Here is a 15,288-nt window from a genome sequence, read left to right as displayed (position 1 = left end):
GGCCAGGCTATGGTCTACGCTCTGGCGCGTGGAATCGGGCTCGGTGATCGAATGCGTTCTCGAACGGATCACTTTCGCCAGTGAGGAGACCGGCTACACCATCGCGCGCGTGGCCACCGAACGGTCCGGCCCCGACCTGCTGACGGTGGTGGGCCCGCTGCTGGGCGCGCAGCCGGGCGAGTCGCTGCGGCTGACCGGCCGCTGGACCTCCCATCCCCGCTACGGGCGGCAGTTCGAGGTCTGGTCGTACACCACCGTCCTGCCGGCGACGATCCAGGGCATCCAGCGTTACCTGGGGTCGGGGCTGATCAAGGGCATCGGGCCGAAGATGGCCGAGCGCATCACCCTCCACTTCGGCGTCGACACCCTGCGGGTCATCGAGGAGGAGCCGGCCCGGCTGGTGGAGGTGCCGGGGCTGGGCCCCAAGCGCACCAAGATGATCGCGGCGGCGTGGGAGGAGCAGAAGGTCATCAAGGAGGTGATGATCTTCCTGCAGGGGGTGGGCGTCTCCACCTCCATCGCGGTCCGCATCTTCAAGCAGTACGGCGAGACCTCCATCGAGGTCGTGCGCGCCGAGCCCTACCGGCTGGCCGACGACGTGTGGGGCATCGGCTTCAAGACCGCCGACACCATCGCCCAGGCGGTCGGCATCGCCGCCGACAGCCCCGAACGCGTCAAGGCGGGCCTGCGCTACACCCTGTCCCAGGCGGCCGACGACGGCCACGTCTACCTCCCGGCCCCCAACCTGGTCGCCGACGCCGTCAAGATCCTGTCGGTGCCGCCCGAGCTCGTCGCGGCCTGCCTGGAGGAGCTGGTCGCCGAGGAGGGCGTGGTCCGCGAGGAGGTCCCGGTCGCCGAGGGCGCCGTCCCGGCGGTCTACCTGGTGCCCTTCCACCGCGCCGAACGCTCGCTGGCCGCCACGGTGCTGGGGCTGCTGCGCTCCTCCCGCGACCGGCTGCGCGCCTTCGCCGACGTCGACTGGCCCCAGGCCCTGGCGTGGCTGAAGACGCAGACCGGCGCCGAACTGGCCAAGGAGCAGGACCAGGCGGTCCGGCTGGCGCTGACCGAGAAGGTGGCGGTGCTGACCGGCGGCCCCGGCTGCGGCAAGAGCTTCACGGTGCGCTCGGTCGTCACGCTGGCCCGCGCCAAACGCGCCAAGGTCATCCTGGCCGCCCCGACCGGGCGGGCCGCCAAACGCCTGGCCGAGCTGACCGGCCACGAGGCGACCACCGTCCACCGCCTGCTGCAGCTGCGGCCCGGCGGCGAGCCGACCTTCGACCGCGACAACCCGCTCGACGCCGACCTGGTCGTCGTCGACGAGGCCTCGATGCTCGACCTGCTGCTGGCCAACAAGCTCGCCAAGGCGGTCGCGCCCGGCGCGCACCTGCTGTTCGTCGGCGACGTCGACCAGCTGCCCTCGGTCGGCGCCGGGGAGGTGCTGCGCGACCTGCTGGCCGCCCCCGACGTGCCGCGGGTGCGGCTGACCCAGATCTTCCGCCAGGCCCAGCAGTCGGGCGTGGTCGTCAACGCCCACCGCGTCAACGCCGGCCAGCTGCCGCTGGTGCGCGACTTCCCCGACTTCTTCCTGTTCCCGGCCGAGGACCCCGAGGAGATCGCCGCCCTCACCGTCGACGTGGTCGCCCGCCGCATCCCGGCCAAGTTCGGGCTCGACCCGCGCCGCGACGTCCAGGTGCTGGCCCCCATGCACCGCGGCGCGGCCGGGGCCGGGGCGCTCAACGGGGCGCTGCAGGAGGCGCTCACGCCCTACCGGGAGGGCATGCCCGAACGCCGGTACGGCGGCCGGGTCTTCCGCGTCGGCGACAAGGTCACCCAGCTGCGCAACAACTACGACAAAGGCGCCGCCGGGGTGTTCAACGGGACGGTCGGCGTGGTGACCGCGATCACCCCCGACGACCACAAACTGACCGTTTCCACCGACGAGGACGAGAGCGTCGACTACGCCTTCGACGAACTGGACGAACTGGCCCACGCCTACGCCGTGTCCATCCACCGCTCGCAGGGGTCGGAATATCCGGCGGTGGTGATTCCGTTGGCGACCTCCGCGTGGATGATGCTGCAGCGGAACCTGCTCTACACGGCGATCACCCGGGCCAAACGCCTGGTCGTCGTGGTCGGCTCCCGCCGGGCGCTCGGCCAGGCGGTCAGGGTGAAGGGGGCCGGACGCCGCCACACCGGGCTGACGCACCGGCTGCTCTGACACCGATCCGCAGATCGGCTGATCAGGACGTGAACCTTACTTGATCGTCAGACGTCTCAAGTGGCATCGCTACCGAATTGTGAGTCAAGTCAGGTGAAAGTGGCTCACAAGCCAGGTAAGCCCTAATAGGGTTTTAGATGCGCTTTGCCACTGTGGGGGAGTAGTTGTGAACAGCAAGTCTCGTCGCCGGAATCTGCCTTTCGTCACGGCCGCCGTCGTGATGTCGGCGGTCCTGACGGCATGCTCGGGGGGTACGACGCCGGCGCCGGGCGGCGGCGGGAACGTGACAGGCGGCGGCGACAAGCCGTCGGTGGCCGCCCCCACCCTCAAGGTGTCGCCCGCCGAGGGGGCCCAGAAGGTCCGCCCCGACAAGAACGTCGTGGTGACCGCCGCCGGGGGCGAACTCGACGAGGTGACCGTCCAGTCCCAGGGCGTCCCGGTCGAGGGCGAGTTCGACGCCACCCGCACGAAATGGACCTCCAGCAAGCCACTCAAGCCCTCCACCACCTACACGGTGTCGGCCAAGGCGACCGGCGCGGGCGGCCCGGCCGCGCTGACCAGCGAGTTCACCACGCTCAAGCCCAAGCGGGAACTGCAGGTCATCGACATCACCCCCGGTATCAAGGGCGAGACCGTCGGCGTCGGCATGCCGATCATGGTGACGTTCAACAACGACGTCACCAACAAGGCCGCCGTCGAGGCCGCCCTGCACGTCGAGGCCGAGAAGAAGGCCGTCGGCGCCTGGCGGTGGATCTCCGACCGCCTGGTCATCTACCGCACCGCCAAGTACTGGCAGGCCCACCAGAAGGTCGTCTTCACCGCCGACCTGGCGGGCGTGCGCGGCGCGGGCGACATGTGGGGCACCAAGTCGTTCCGGCAGACCATCAAGATCGGCGCCGCCCAGATCAGCAAGGTCGACACCCGCACCCATCAGATGGTCGTCCGCGTCGACGGCAAGGTGAAGCAGCGCATGCCGATCAGCGCCGGCAAGGCCGACACGCGTGAGTACACCACCACCAGCGGCGTGCACCTGACGATGTCCAAGCACAACCCCGAGATCATGATCTCGCCCGGCAAGAAGGAGGGCGACCCCGGCTACTACAAGGAGATCGTCAACCACGCGGTGCGGATCTCCAACTCGGGCGAGTACGTCCACTCGGCCCCCTGGTCGGTCGGCTCGCAGGGCCGCGCCAATGTCAGCCACGGCTGCATCAACGCCAGTCCGGCGCAGGCCAAGTGGTACTACGACAACTTCCAGCGCGGCGACGTCGTCGACATCGTCGGCACCGACCGCGAGCTGGAGTGGAACAACGGCTGGGGCTTCTGGCAGATGTCGTTCGCCAAGTGGAAGAAGGGCAGCGCCCTGGAGGCGTGACGGGAGGCCTAGCGGACCCCCAGCTGCATCAGCAGCAGCGCCCCCGCGAACTTGACCACGACGACCCCCACGACGACGCAGAACACGATGAAGGCGGGCCGGTGCTCGAAGTGCCGGCCCTCCTTCAGCGGAGGCCGCTTGGCGACACGGTCGGCGATCCGCTCTTCGAGGGGCTTACGCGCAAACATGACCCCAACGTTACCCTTGACCGCCACTATGGGGCGGTGAAGGTCCACCACCTCAACTGCGGCACGATGCGCCCTGCGGGCGGATTCACCATCGTCTGCCACTGCCTGCTCCTGGAAACCCCCCGCGGCCTGTGCCTGGTCGACACGGGCTTCGGCATCGGAGAGGCGGCCTTCGGCGCACTGCCCGGCTACTACCGCCCCCTGATCCGGCCGGCGCTGCTGGACTCGGAGGCGGCCTACAACCAGGTGATCGGCCTGGGCCACGACCCGCGCGACGTGCGCGACATCGTGGTGACCCACCTGGACGCCGACCACGCCGGCGGCCTGCGCGACTTCCCGTGGGCCCGCGTCCACCTGCACGCCGCCGAGCACGCGGCCGCCACCCGCCCCGCCACCTCGGCCGACAAGGGACGCTACCGGTCGCGGCAGTGGGCGCACGGGGTCGACTGGATGACCTACGACGACCGCGGCGGGGAGACCCTGTTCGGCCTGTCGGCGATCCGGCCGCTGTGCGACCTGCCGGACCTGGCGCTGGTGCCGCTGGCCGGGCATTCACGGGGGCATTCGGGGGTGGCGGTCGACACCGGGACGGGATGGCTGCTGCACGCGGGGGACGCCTACTGGCACCACGGCGAGGTGGCCCCCTCCCCGCACTGCCCTCGGGCGCTGGCGCTGACCCAGCGGCTGGTCGCCACCGATCACCGGCAGCGGCTGGCCAACCTGGCCCGGTTGCGGGAGCTTCCGGCGCAGGTCCGGGTGTTCAGCGCCCACGACCCTCATGAGCTGGATCTGGCGGTCGCGTAGGGGCGGTGGCGAGCAGGCGGCGCAGAGCGGCCCGGGCGGGCGGGCCCCACGTGGCCTTGCCGCCGGGACGGCCGTGCACACCGGCGTCGCCGATGAGGATCCCGCTGAGCGCCCGCGCCATCGCCCATCCGCGGGCGCGGCGCACCGTGGCGGCGTCCGCCCGGTAGGCGGCGTGGAGGTGGCCGGCCGCCCCGTCGGGCAGCAGCAGCCACGCGGCCGACAGGTCACACGCCGGGTCTCCCGCGCAGAGGTCACCGAAGTCGACGACGCCGCAGATCGTGCCGCCGGCGGTCAGGACGTTGGCCGGGTGCAGGTCGCCGTGCAGCCACACCGGCGGCCCCGCCCACGCGGGCGCCTCGAGCGCGTCGGCCCAGACGGCGCGGACGGCGTCCGGGTCGGCCACCGACCCCGACCGGACCGCTTCGGCGAGCTGCCGGTCGAACCCGTCGGTGTATCCGGCGAGGGGCCCGCCGCGTCCCCGGCCCCGGGGGGCGTGGCCGGGAGCCGGCCGGTGCAGCGCCGTCAGGAAGGCGGCCAGGGCGCCGGCGCTGTGCACCCCCTCGGTGACGGGCGCACGGTCGGCGGGCTCGCCCTGCACCCACGTGGTGACGATCCACGGGCGCGGGAACCGCGGCGAGGGCGCGCCGAGGCGTTGCGGGACGGGGACCGGGAGCGGCAGCCGCGCGGCGAGCCCGGGCACCCAGGTGTGTTCCTTGCGGAGCAGGTCGTCGGCGGACTCCGTCGCCCAGGGAAGGCGGACGGCCAGGTCGTCGCCGAGCCGCCACAGCTGGTTGTCCCAGCCGCGCGCACCGAGCCGGAGCGGAAGCTCGGCCAGGTCGGGGTGCTGGTCGCGGAGCAGATCCCGGACCAGCTCCGCGCTGACCTCGGTTTCGGTGTACGCCATGCTGATCAACAGTAGGCCCCATTGGCGAACTCCCATGCCGTAACGGGCACCGGTGTCCGGCCGCCGCGGTCGTGCGCCGGACTCGGTCGGCGTAGGCTTGGGGGGCGCTCAGGGCGCGTCCGATCCGCGGGAAGGGCCGAGCCCACCTGATGCTCCTCGAACCACCCGGTCCGACCTCCTTTCCGGCCTGATCATGCGGATGCCAGGCCACACGGAAACGAGGTTGTGATGGCCGTCCGCCGACTGCCCGACGATCCCAGCATCGCGTGGCTGCGCAAGCAGGCCAAGACGCTCCTGCGGCAGGCGCGGTCGAAAGAATCCACCGAGCTGGTCGCCGAGTTCCATCCCCGCCCGCCGCGCACGCTCACCCTGTCGGACGCGCAGCTCGTCGTCGCGCGCATGTACGGTTTCGCGAGCTGGCCCCGCCTGAAACACCACCTCGACACCGTCGCCCGCTACTCCCGCTCACCGCACCTGGTCGAACCCACCGCGGACCTTGCGGCCGAGTTCCTGCGGCTGGCCTGCCTCACCTACGGCTCCGACCACCCGGGCCGGACGCGGGAGGCCGACCTGCTGCTGGCCCGGCATCCCGAACTCGCCGCCGCGAACGTGTTCACGATGGCGGCCACCGGCTCGGCCGAGGCGCTCGCCGCCGTGCTGGCCGCCGACCCCGCGCTCGCGCGGGCCGAGGGCGGCCCCTTCGGGTGGGAGCCGCTGCTGTATCTCACCTACGCCCGGCTTGCGGCACCCGGTGATCCCGTGGCGGCGGCGCGGGTGCTGCTCCGGCATGGGGCCGACCCGGACGCCGGGTTCCTGTGGGAGGGGCTGACCTCGCCGTTCACCGCGCTCACCGGGGCGTTCGGCGGCGGGGAGTCCGATCAGCCCGCGCATCCGCACGGCCTGGCGCTCGCACGGGTTCTGCTGGAGGCCGGCGCCGACCCCAACGACGCCCAGACCCTCTACAACCGAGGGCTGGGCGGCTCCTTCACCGACGACACCGACCATCTGGAGCTGCTGCTGGAGTTCGGCCTGGGCCGGGGCGGCGGCGGGCCGTGGCATACGCGGCTGGGGCCGACCCTGCAGTCGCCACGGCAGCTGATGCGGGAGGAACTGGCCACCGCGGCGCTGCGGGGCGGGCCGCGCCGGGCCCGGTTGCTGCTCGCGCACGGCGCCGAGGTGGACGGCCGGGGCGAGCATCCCGCCTACGGCGGGCGCACCCCCTGTGAGCTGGCGCTGCTCAACGGGCACACCGAGGTCGCGGACCTGCTCGCCGCCGCCGGGGCCTCGGCGGACCTGGGGGAGCTGGAGGCCTTCGTCGCGGCCTGCATGCGCGCCGACGCCGCGGCGGTCGCCGGGTTCGGGCCCGAGGTGCTCGCGCGGGCGCTGGCGCGGCATCCGGGGCTGATCAATCGTGCCGCCGGGCTGGGGAAGGCGGAGGCGGTGCGGTTGCTGGCGGCGCTGGGGTTCGACGTCGACCACCGGGAGCGGTCGACGCCGCTGCACGAGGCGGCGTGGAACGACGACGTGGAGACGGTGGGGGCGCTGCTCCAGCTCGGGGCGGACCCGGCGATCACCGACACGCGGTTCGGGGCGACCCCGCTGGGGTGGGCCGAACACGGCGGCAGGCACCGGGCGGCGGCCCTGCTGCGCGAGGTGGGGGAGCGGCGGGAGACCTCGCCGGAGCCGGGCTGAACGCGCCGGCTCCCGCTGTCACGCATCTCCGCGATGCGGGGGAGTGAGGAAAGCACGCGTCAGAGCCGGGTTGGGTGCGCCGGTTCCGGTGGTCGCCCAGGTGAGGCGATCCGCGCGGCGGGCGCGACAACGGATCGGGGCGGTCCTGGCCGTGGTGTGCGGCCAGGTGATCGCCTCCTCGAAGGACGCGCCTTTGGCGACGCCCTCGCCGTAAACGCACGTCGACGTGGTCCCGGAAACATCCGGACACCGTCGTCGCGGCGGTTGGGGGCGCGGCCGGTTGGCGCCGGATGCGGCGCGCGGGCTGGGCGGGGGGCGGTGCCGGGGTGGGCGGAGCCGTAACGGAAGGAAGGAAGCTAGCGCAGGGCGGCGCCCAGCGGGGTGTCCTCGGCGGGGTCGAGACGGGGGTCGAGGGTGATCGGAAGCTGGGACATGAAGCGGGGGCGGGTGCCCTGGTGGGTCTGGGCGGCGTGGACGAGGAGCGGGTGGCAGATGTAGACGTCGCCCGGCTCGCCGGTCGCATAAGCCAGGGGGCGGTCGCGGCTGACCTCCTCCAGGCGGGGCCCGTAGGCCATCAGGTCGACCTCGTCGTCGCCGAGCAGCGCCGCGACGTCGCGCTGGGAGCCGGCGCGGATGCGGGTGGGGGCGTCGTCGGGGCCGACCTCGGAGAACAGGGTGAGCAGCAGCAGGCTCCGCGACCGGACGGCGATCTTGGACCAGTCGGCGGCGGCGTTGAGGTCGATGTGCCAGCCGGTGTCGCCCGCGTCGGGCAGATTGGGGAACCGGACCGGGATGTTGCCCAGCGTGGTGCGCCTGCCCCAGCGGCCCTCGCCGGCGATCTGGTCGAGCCCGGCGGCCAGGCGGGGGGAGCCGATCATCTGGCCGAACGGGCCGAAACCGGCGGGGTCGGCGGTCCACACGACCGTCTGGGTCCAGGAGGACGGGTCGTCGGGGGACAGGCCGATCTGCTGCCACAGGACGGCCCGGGCGGCGTCGGCGACCTCCCGGGGGACGATCGCGGGCAGTTTCAGGAAGCCGTCGCGGGCGAAGGCGTCGAGATCGGCGGCGGAGAAGGGCGCGGACATGGGGGCGACGGTAGCGAGGTCCCGCGCCGCCGACCATCCATTTAACCCGCCGCCGCGCTGCCCGCAGGGCGTGATCGTGCTCTCAGACCAGGGTGAGCTGGCGGTCGGGGGAGCGGCGGCGTTTCCACTGCCGGGAGGTCTTGCCGATGCCGTAGGCGGCGGCCAGCGACTCGACCTGGGCGGCGATGCGGGCCCGGTAGTCGGCCGGGGTCAGCGGGCCGGTGCCGTAGAGGTCCTCATAGCGCGGCACCAGGCCCGGGTGGTCGCGCGCCAGCCACGCCAGGAACGCCTCGCGCGCGCCCGGCGGCAGCCGCAGCACGCCCGGCACCAAAGAGACCGCGCCCGCCTCGGCGGCGCGGCGGACGGTCGCCTGCAGGCTGTCGGGCGAGTCGGTGATCAGCGGCAGGATCGGCGCCATCAGCACCCCGCACGGGACGCCCGCCTCGTTGAGCGCGGCGCACACCTCCAGGCGGCGCTGCGGGGAGACCGCGCCGGGTTCCAGGCCGCGCCGCAGCCGGTCGTCGACGAAGCCGACCGACACCGCGACCGACACGCGGGTGACCTTGGCGGCCTCGCGTAACAGCGGCAGGTCGCGCAGGACCAGCGGGCTCTTGGTCAGGACGGTGAACGGGTTGCCGGCGTCGGCCAGCGCCTTGATGATCTTCGGCATGAGCCGGTAGACCTCTTCGGCCCCCTGGTAGCAGTCGCCGTTGAGGCCGAGCGCGACCGGCTCGCCCCGCCACCGGGGCGCGGCCAGCTCGCGGCGCAGCCGGGCGGCCAGGTCGGTCTTCACCACGATCTTGGTGTCGAAGTCGTCGCCGGTGTCCAGGCCCAGGTAGCGGTGGCCTCTGCGGGCGGCGCAGTAGCGGCAGCCGGTGGCGCAGCCGCGGTAGGGGCTGACGGCCCAGGCGTAGGGGAGCTCGGCGGCGGCCGGGACGGCCTCGATGGCGGTGCGGGCGCTCACCTCGTAGCAGGTGATGTCGCCGAACTCGCGGGTGATCGCCTGCCGCTCGACCCGGGGGCGCGCGGGCCCGGCCTCGTGCAGGGTGGGTGCGTCCCAACGCATGACGACCAGTAGAACACGCATTCGACCCTTCTCGCCAGTCGGACGCGCCCACCGATAACGTGTCACAAAAGGTGCAAATAACGTGAAAGGAACAGCTGTGGCGTGGATTTTCCTGGCGGGAGCCATCGTGTCCGAGGTGCTCGCCACCACCGCGCTGAAACTCAGCAACGGCTTCTCCCACAAGCTGTGGTCGGTCGTCGTCGTGATCGGCTACGTCGCCTCCTTCGCGCTGCTGTCACGGGCGCTGAAACTCCAGATGCCCGTCGGCGTCGCCTACGCCGTCTGGGCCGGGGTGGGCACCGCCGTGATCGCCTCCATCGGCGCGCTGTTCCTCGGCGAGGCCATGACGATGGCCAAGGCGGGCGGGATCGCGCTCATCATCGGCGGCGTGGTGCTGCTGAACCTGTCCGGATCCCACTGACAGAATCGCCCTGGCATAAGGTCGGAGGGTGATCTTTCATCTCGCGCTGGCCTCGGACTGGGCGCACGCCCAGAAAGACGGGGAATACCGCATCTCCACCCTGGGACGCACCCTGGAGCAGGAGGGTTTCATCCACGCCTCCCGCGACCTGCCGCAGGCCCGCGCCGTGGCGACCCGCTACTACGCCGACGTCACCGAGCCGCTCCTGCTGCTGCACATCGACGACACCCGGCTCCAGGTCCCGGTCGTGATGGAGACCCCCGAAGGCACCGCCGAGGAGTTCCCCCACATCTACGGCCCGCTCCCGGTCGCCGCCGTCGCGGCCGTCACCCCGTTCAGCCTCGCGACCTGACCCGATCTCACCCGGTCTCACCCGTCGAAGGTGACCGCGCCCGCCTCATAGGCGACGATCGCCGCCTGCACCCGGTTGGCCACCCCCAGCCGGGTCAGGATCGCGCTGACGTAGGTCTTCACCGTCCCCTCCGTCAGCCGCAATGACCGGGCGATCGCCTGGTTGGACAACCCCGCCCCCACCAGCTCCAGCACCTCTCGTTCACGCGGCGTCAGCACCGCCACCCGGCCCCGCGCCGCCGCCGCCCGCCCCGAGTCGCGGTTGTTCAGCTCGGCGATCACCCGCGCGGCGACCTTCGGCGATAGGTAGGCCGCCCCGCCCGCCACCGCGTGGATCCCGGCCAGCAGCTCGCGCGGGTCGCCCGACTTCAGCAGGAACCCGCCCGCGCCGACCTTCAGCGCCCGCGCGATGTACTCGTCCTCCCCGAACGTCGTCAGCATCACCACCCCCGTCGCGGGGGAGACGCGGCGGATCTCGGCCGCGGCGGCCAGCCCGTCCATGACCGGCATCCGGATGTCCATCACGACGACGTCGGGCCGGTGCGACAACGTCCGCTCCACCGCCTCCCTGCCGTCGGAGGCCTCGGCGACCACCTCGATGCCCGCATCGGCGTCCAGGATCGCCCGCACCCCGGCCCGGATCAGCATCTCGTCGTCGGCCAGCACCACCTTGATCATGCGCGCGCCTCATCGGGCAGGCCCGCGCTGATCTCGAACCGGCCCTCCTCGGCCCGCGCGGCGAACGTGCCGCCCGCCAGCCGCACCCGCTCCGACAACCCGACCAGGCCCGTGCCCGCCCGCGTCATCGGCCGCGTCATCGGCCGCACCGTCTCCGCGCCGGGTTCCAGGTCGTTGCGCACCGTCACCGTCATCCGCCCCTCCCGCCGGGTCAGCCGCACCACGACCGGCGCGCCCGGCGCGTGCTTGGCCGCGTTCGTCAACCCCTCCTGCACGACCCGGTAGGCCGCCCCCAGCGGGTCGGCGCCCGCCGGATCCCCCTCCAACGTCACCGTCATCCCCGACGCGCGCGCCCGCGCCACCAGGTCGGCGATCCCGCCCGCCCGCGCGTGGGGGAGCAGCGTCACCGGTTCGTCCTCGGTCCGCAGCATCCCGATCACCCGCCGCAGCCGCTCGGTCGCATCCCCCGCAGCCTCCCGCAGCCCCGCCGCCGCCTCCCGATGCCGGGCCGGCAGGTCGGAGGCCATCTCCATCGCCCCCGCCCGCAACGCGATCAACGCCAGCTCATGCCCCAGCGAATCGTGCACGTCCTGCGCGATCCGCGCCCGCTCCCGCAGCCGCGCCTGCTCCTCGACCATCCGCCGCTCCCGCAGCCGCCCCTGCCGCCGATGCCGCACACTGCGCCCGGCCGTCCACGGCAGCAGACTGCAGATCAGCACCCCCGACAACCCCGACACCCACACGTTCGGCTCCAGCGACGGCGCCGGACCCAGCGTCGAGACCGCCGCGCACACCCCGCCCACGACGACGATCACCCCGTACAGCACCACCGCCGGCCGCGCCCGCTCCATCCGCAACCCGGCCAGGAAACTCAGCGTCACCACCGCCGGCGTGAACCCGTTCAGCGGGCCGATCTTCGCCGAATGGTTCATCGGCCACAACTGCACCGTCGCCAGCGCCTCACTGGACGCCCACGGCCCCAGCAGCAGCACCACCACCAGCGCCACAAGCGGCCGCGCCCGCGCGAGCGCCACCGCGCCCGCCAGCACCAGGCACCCGCCCGCCACCGACACCACCAGCGTGTTGCCCGACAACGGCCGCCAGTCATAGGGGTTGACCGGCGCGAACACCACCGGCACACACAACACCAGCCACAACGGCAGGTCTCTCAGGCGGGGCACCCCAGCACGCTACCCCGCCCCGCCACCAGCCGCCCTCATCCCCAGGTCGCACCCCACCCCTGCCGAAAGTCAGCCCCGCCGGGCGACCATCGCCGGGGGCGCCCCCACCCGCCACCGCCCTAGGGTCGGCTGCCATGACCGATGCCGTCATGACCCTCCTGCACGACGTGATGACATCCCCGTGGATCTACGCCGCCATCGCGGCCATCGCGGTGATCGACGCGTTCTTCCCCGTGGTGCCCAGCGAAACCGCCGTGATCACCGCCGGGGTCTTCGCCGCCTCCACCGGCGCCCCCCACCTCGGCCTGGTGATCGCCGCCGCCGCCGCAGGAGCGTTCATCGGGGACAACATCTCCTACCAGATCGGCCGCGCCGGAGGCGCCCGCTTCCAGAAGCGCGCCGCCATCCGCTGGGCCCACGCCGCCTTCGAGGAACGCGGCGGCCTGCTGCTCGTCGTGGCCCGCTACATCCCCGGCGGCCGCACCGCCGTCACCCTCACCACCGGCGTCGTCCGCTACCCCCTGCACCGCTTCGCCTTCTTCGACGGCCTGGCCGTCATCTCCTGGGCCCTCTACTCGGCCATGATCGGCTACATCGGCGGCGCCGCCTTCGAGGACAACCCCTTCAAAGGCCTCCTGCTCGGCCTCGGCATCGCCCTGACCGTGACGGCGATCGTGGAGATCGTCCGGTACGCCGTGCGCCGCCGCACCCGCCCCGCACCCGACGCCACCGAACAGCCGCGCGTCCCGGCCGGTCAGCCGTAGACGCGCAGGAACTCCGGCGGATCCTCCCGCCACTCGGGGACGTCGATCCGGTTCAGCGCCTCGACGATCGTCCTCTCCTCGTAGGCGAAATGCGAGGTCACGATCGCCGCCAGACCGGCCACCTCCCCGGCCACCTCCCCGGCCAGCCGCTCCTCGCCCGGCCGCCCGGCCACCGCCGCCAGCCGCGCCAGAATGCCCGCGATCATCTCGTGGTCGCGGCGCAGCAGCTCCAGCGTCGGCCCCAGCTCCGGGAAGTCCTCCTCCACCGCCGGGAAACCGCGCGTGTCCTCCCCGACGTGATGCCGCTCCAGCGCCGAACAGAAGGCCAGGCAGTGGGCCCGCAGATCACCACCCCCGCCCTCACCGGCCACCAGCCGGTCAAGCTCCTCCCGCAACCACAGATGCACCTCGACGAGCTGGTTCCCGAACGCCGCCAACCGCCCCACAGGGCCTTCATGAGATGTATGCATACGGCCGCCCACTGTAGCCCGCCCCGACCAAAGTCACCCCCGGCCCCGCCTTCCGCCCGATCCGCCGAACCCGGCCCGCCCCCTACGGTTCCTGGACATGACCCGGATCGCCCTGGCCGTCGGGCTGTTCCTCCTGGCCCCGCTGATGGGGGAGTACCTCATCGGCAACATCCCCGCCACCCACCTGCCCGGCCTCATCGTCCTGGCCCCCATGTACGGCGGCGCCGCCCTCCTCATCCGTGAGGTCACCCGCCGCACCCGCCGAGGCTGGCCCACCCTGCTCACCCTCGCCACCGCCTACGGCCTCCTCCAGCCCGCCGTCATCGACCAGTCCCTGTTCAACCCGTCCTTCGACGGCCACGACTTCACCGCCGCCCCCACCCACCTGCCCGCCCTCGGCCTGGACCCGGGCCTGCTGCTCACCTTCACCGCCGGGCACGCCATCACGACCCTGGCCGTCCCGATCGCCCTCATCGAGGCCCTGGCCCGCCACCGCGCCGACCAGCCGTGGCTGCGCACCCCCGGCCTCATCGTGACCACCCTGCTGTTCGCCGCAGGGTCATGGCTCATCTACGACGACCACCAGCGCACCTTCCAGGCCTCACCCACCCAGCTGACCATCTCCGCGCTCGTCGTCATGGCACTGACCGCTGCCGCGTTCACCTTCCGCCCCGGGGGCGGCAGAAATGACCGCACGGGGGAGAGCCGCGGTCCGGCCGCCGCCAAGCACCTCAGACCATCCGCCCCGAACCCAAGCACGAACTCCGCCCCCAGCACCGCCCCCAGCACCGCCCCCAGCGTGGACTCGGGCGTGGACTCGGGCGTGGACCGAAGCGTGAGTCGAAGCGTGGACCCGGGCGTGAGTCCCGCGCCTGATCCGGCCCCCTGCCCGGCCCCCAGCCCCGCCACAAGCCTGGCCCTGAGTCTTGGCGCACGCCCCGCGCCCCGCCCCTGGCAGGTCGCCGTGGCGGTGTTCGCCCTCGACACCGCCGAGACGCTGCGTCCCGAAACCTGGCCCGGCCTCATCGCCGGTGCCGGCATCCTGGCCGGCGCCGCCCTCGTCATCACCCGCTGGGCCGCCCGCCCCGGCTGGTCACGCCGGCACATCACCTGCCTGGCCGCGGGGGCCGCCCTCACCCCCATGTGGACCGGATTCCTCCTGCTCCACCTCACCGGCAACGCCACCCCGGCCAACCTCACCGGCCAGGCCCTCGTCGCCGCCACCGCCCTGGCCGTCGTCACGGCGGCCGTGCGCGCCGCCCGCTAGACCAGCAGCAACTTCCCGATCCGACGCGACGCCACCCACAACCCGGCCACCGCCATCACCACCAGATAACCCGCGTGCACCAGCAGCATCCACCCCGCCGGCCCGACCGCCAGCCCCCGCACCAGCTCCACCGCGTGATAGAGCGGCGTCAGCGTCACGATCACCTCGAACACCACCGGATAGTCCTGCACGGGGGAGAAGGTCCCCGAGAACAGGAACAGCGTGAACTGCCCCGTCGTCAGCAGATCGAAATCCTGCCAGCCGCGCAGGAACGTCGAGATCGCCATCCCCACCGCCCCGAACGCCAACCCCACCAGCGCCGTCGCCGGAAACGCCGCCAGCGCCCCACCGGCCGAGGTCAACCCCAACACCACCATCACGACCAGGAACATGAGCGTGTAGAACAGGCACCGCACCAGCGCCCACGTCAGCTCACCCAGCGCGATCTCCACCGGACGCACCGGCGTGGCCAGCACCGCGTCATACGTCTTGGCGTACTTGAACTTGAAGAACACGTTGAACGTCGTCTCGGCCAACGCCCCCGACATCGCCGACACCGCCAGCATCGCCGGCGCCACGAACACCGCGTAGTCGACCGGACGCCCCCCGACCGGCACCGCCCCCACCAGCGCCCCCACCCCGACACCGATCGACAGCAGATAGAGCAGCGGCTCGAAGAACCCCGACAGCAACACCAGCCAGTAGGCCGGCCCCGACCGCAGCGCCCCCACGTTGCGGCCCAGCACCGCCCCCACCCGGCCCGCCGACACCCCGCCCAAAAGGCCACGCCGGACCGCCCGCCCGGCCGCCAGCACCGTCATCAT

16 protein-coding genes are annotated in these 15,288 nt (G+C 72.7%); 8 read left to right on the top strand and 8 right to left on the bottom strand.

Annotated features, from left to right (window positions below; genetic code table 11):
• The first annotated feature begins 28 nt into the window (after window positions 1-28).
• Together recD2 and QSK34_RS08910 are read left to right on the top strand one after the other, a co-directional pair.
• Window positions 29-2,218 carry an SF1B family DNA helicase RecD2 gene (gene recD2, locus QSK34_RS08915; protein WP_285581922.1) on the top strand — a complete coding sequence of 730 codons (2,190 nt, stop codon included), beginning with the start codon at window positions 29-31 and terminating at the stop codon, window positions 2,216-2,218.
• 166 nt (window positions 2,219-2,384) lie between these two features.
• A complete protein-coding gene (locus tag QSK34_RS08910) occupies window positions 2,385-3,593 on the top strand; it encodes a L,D-transpeptidase (RefSeq protein WP_285581920.1) in 1,209 nt (402 codons plus the stop codon).
• A gap of 8 nt (window positions 3,594-3,601) precedes the next feature.
• Here QSK34_RS08910 and QSK34_RS08905 read toward each other — a convergent pair whose 3' ends face one another.
• Window positions 3,602-3,781 (bottom strand): hypothetical protein, encoded by a 180-nt coding sequence (locus QSK34_RS08905; protein WP_030453809.1) that lies wholly within the window; start codon window positions 3,779-3,781, stop codon window positions 3,602-3,604.
• A 36-nt stretch (window positions 3,782-3,817) separates the two neighbouring features.
• Here QSK34_RS08905 and QSK34_RS08900 point away from each other — a divergent pair, with 36 nt between their 5' ends.
• Complete coding sequence (locus QSK34_RS08900) at window positions 3,818-4,585, top strand: MBL fold metallo-hydrolase (RefSeq protein ID WP_285581917.1); 768 nt, start codon at window positions 3,818-3,820, stop codon at window positions 4,583-4,585.
• Here the strand turns inward: QSK34_RS08900 and QSK34_RS08895 are convergent.
• Window positions 4,542-5,489, bottom strand: a complete 948-nt coding sequence (locus tag QSK34_RS08895) for an aminoglycoside phosphotransferase family protein (RefSeq protein ID WP_285581914.1) — start codon at window positions 5,487-5,489, stop codon at window positions 4,542-4,544. The genes QSK34_RS08900 and QSK34_RS08895 overlap by 44 nt on opposite strands.
• Before the next feature lie 228 nt (window positions 5,490-5,717).
• Between QSK34_RS08895 and QSK34_RS08890 the strand changes: the two genes are divergently transcribed.
• Complete coding sequence (locus tag QSK34_RS08890; RefSeq protein ID WP_285581912.1) at window positions 5,718-7,181, top strand: ankyrin repeat domain-containing protein; 1,464 nt, start codon at window positions 5,718-5,720, stop codon at window positions 7,179-7,181.
• Between the two features lie 356 nt (window positions 7,182-7,537).
• On the opposite strand, the gene QSK34_RS08885 is transcribed toward QSK34_RS08890, so the two are convergent.
• Together QSK34_RS08885 and QSK34_RS08880 are read right to left on the bottom strand one after the other, a co-directional pair.
• The gene (locus QSK34_RS08885; RefSeq protein ID WP_285581910.1) at window positions 7,538-8,266 is read right to left on the bottom strand and encodes a phytanoyl-CoA dioxygenase family protein; all 729 of its coding nucleotides are present in this window, start codon (window positions 8,264-8,266) and stop codon (window positions 7,538-7,540) included.
• A gap of 82 nt (window positions 8,267-8,348) precedes the next feature.
• Window positions 8,349-9,332, bottom strand: coding sequence for a radical SAM protein (locus tag QSK34_RS08880; RefSeq protein ID WP_285581908.1), 984 nt, complete (start codon window positions 9,330-9,332; stop codon window positions 8,349-8,351).
• Window positions 9,333-9,429: 97 nt separating this feature from the next.
• Between QSK34_RS08880 and QSK34_RS08875 the strand changes: the two genes are divergently transcribed.
• Window positions 9,430-9,753 carry a DMT family transporter gene (locus tag QSK34_RS08875; protein WP_030453803.1) on the top strand — a complete coding sequence of 108 codons (324 nt, stop codon included), beginning with the start codon at window positions 9,430-9,432 and terminating at the stop codon, window positions 9,751-9,753.
• Between the two features lie 28 nt (window positions 9,754-9,781).
• Window positions 9,782-10,105, top strand: coding sequence for a DUF952 domain-containing protein (locus QSK34_RS08870; protein WP_030453802.1), 324 nt, complete (start codon window positions 9,782-9,784; stop codon window positions 10,103-10,105).
• A 17-nt stretch (window positions 10,106-10,122) separates the two neighbouring features.
• Here QSK34_RS08870 and QSK34_RS08865 read toward each other — a convergent pair whose 3' ends face one another.
• The gene (locus tag QSK34_RS08865) at window positions 10,123-10,782 is read right to left on the bottom strand and encodes a response regulator (protein WP_161477703.1); all 660 of its coding nucleotides are present in this window, start codon (window positions 10,780-10,782) and stop codon (window positions 10,123-10,125) included.
• Complete coding sequence (locus QSK34_RS08860) at window positions 10,779-11,963, bottom strand: sensor histidine kinase (protein WP_285581903.1); 1,185 nt, start codon at window positions 11,961-11,963, stop codon at window positions 10,779-10,781. Before QSK34_RS08860 ends, QSK34_RS08865 begins: the two co-directional genes overlap by 4 nt.
• Before the next feature lie 134 nt (window positions 11,964-12,097).
• Between QSK34_RS08860 and QSK34_RS08855 the strand changes: the two genes are divergently transcribed.
• Complete coding sequence (locus tag QSK34_RS08855) at window positions 12,098-12,727, top strand: DedA family protein (RefSeq protein WP_285581901.1); 630 nt, start codon at window positions 12,098-12,100, stop codon at window positions 12,725-12,727.
• Here the strand turns inward: QSK34_RS08855 and QSK34_RS08850 are convergent.
• Window positions 12,718-13,173: a hemerythrin domain-containing protein gene (locus tag QSK34_RS08850; RefSeq protein ID WP_285581899.1), complete on the bottom strand. Its 456-nt coding sequence runs from the start codon at window positions 13,171-13,173 to the stop codon at window positions 12,718-12,720. The genes QSK34_RS08855 and QSK34_RS08850 overlap by 10 nt on opposite strands.
• A 121-nt stretch (window positions 13,174-13,294) precedes the next feature.
• Here QSK34_RS08850 and QSK34_RS08845 point away from each other — a divergent pair, with 121 nt between their 5' ends.
• Window positions 13,295-14,464, top strand: coding sequence for an AF_0692 family protein (locus QSK34_RS08845; protein WP_285581897.1), 1,170 nt, complete (start codon window positions 13,295-13,297; stop codon window positions 14,462-14,464).
• Here QSK34_RS08845 and QSK34_RS08840 read toward each other — a convergent pair.
• Complete coding sequence (locus QSK34_RS08840; protein ID WP_285581895.1) at window positions 14,461-15,288, bottom strand: ABC transporter permease; 828 nt, start codon at window positions 15,286-15,288, stop codon at window positions 14,461-14,463. The two genes, QSK34_RS08845 and QSK34_RS08840, sit on opposite strands and share 4 nt — an antisense overlap.

Origin of the sequence: Herbidospora sp. NBRC 101105 (genome assembly GCF_030269205.1) — a bacterium.
GTDB lineage: Bacteria > Actinomycetota > Actinomycetes > Streptosporangiales > Streptosporangiaceae > Herbidospora > Herbidospora solisilvae.
Note: the sequence above shows the minus strand (reverse complement) of the source record. Positions and strands in the feature narration are given on the sequence as shown.

Bases quoted from the DNA above. Each gene is read 5' to 3' on its own strand.
- QSK34_RS08905 (WP_030453809.1), bottom strand. From the start codon at position 3,781: ATGTTTGCGCGTAAGCCCCTCGAAGAGCGGATCGCCGACCGTGTCGCC.
- QSK34_RS08895 (WP_285581914.1), bottom strand. From the start codon at position 5,489: ATGGCGTACACCGAAACCGAGGTCAGCGCGGAGCTGGTCCGGGATCTG.
- QSK34_RS08890 (WP_285581912.1), top strand. From the start codon at position 5,718: ATGGCCGTCCGCCGACTGCCCGACGATCCCAGCATCGCGTGGCTGCGC.
- QSK34_RS08885 (WP_285581910.1), bottom strand. From the start codon at position 8,266: ATGTCCGCGCCCTTCTCCGCCGCCGATCTCGACGCCTTCGCCCGCGAC.
- QSK34_RS08880 (WP_285581908.1), bottom strand. From the start codon at position 9,332: ATGCGTTGGGACGCACCCACCCTGCACGAGGCCGGGCCCGCGCGCCCC.
- QSK34_RS08865 (WP_161477703.1), bottom strand. From the start codon at position 10,782: ATGATCAAGGTGGTGCTGGCCGACGACGAGATGCTGATCCGGGCCGGG.
- QSK34_RS08855 (WP_285581901.1), top strand. From the start codon at position 12,098: ATGACCGATGCCGTCATGACCCTCCTGCACGACGTGATGACATCCCCG.
- QSK34_RS08845 (WP_285581897.1), top strand. From the start codon at position 13,295: ATGACCCGGATCGCCCTGGCCGTCGGGCTGTTCCTCCTGGCCCCGCTG.
- QSK34_RS08840 (WP_285581895.1), bottom strand. From the start codon at position 15,288: ATGATGACGGTGCTGGCGGCCGGGCGGGCGGTCCGGCGTGGCCTTTTG.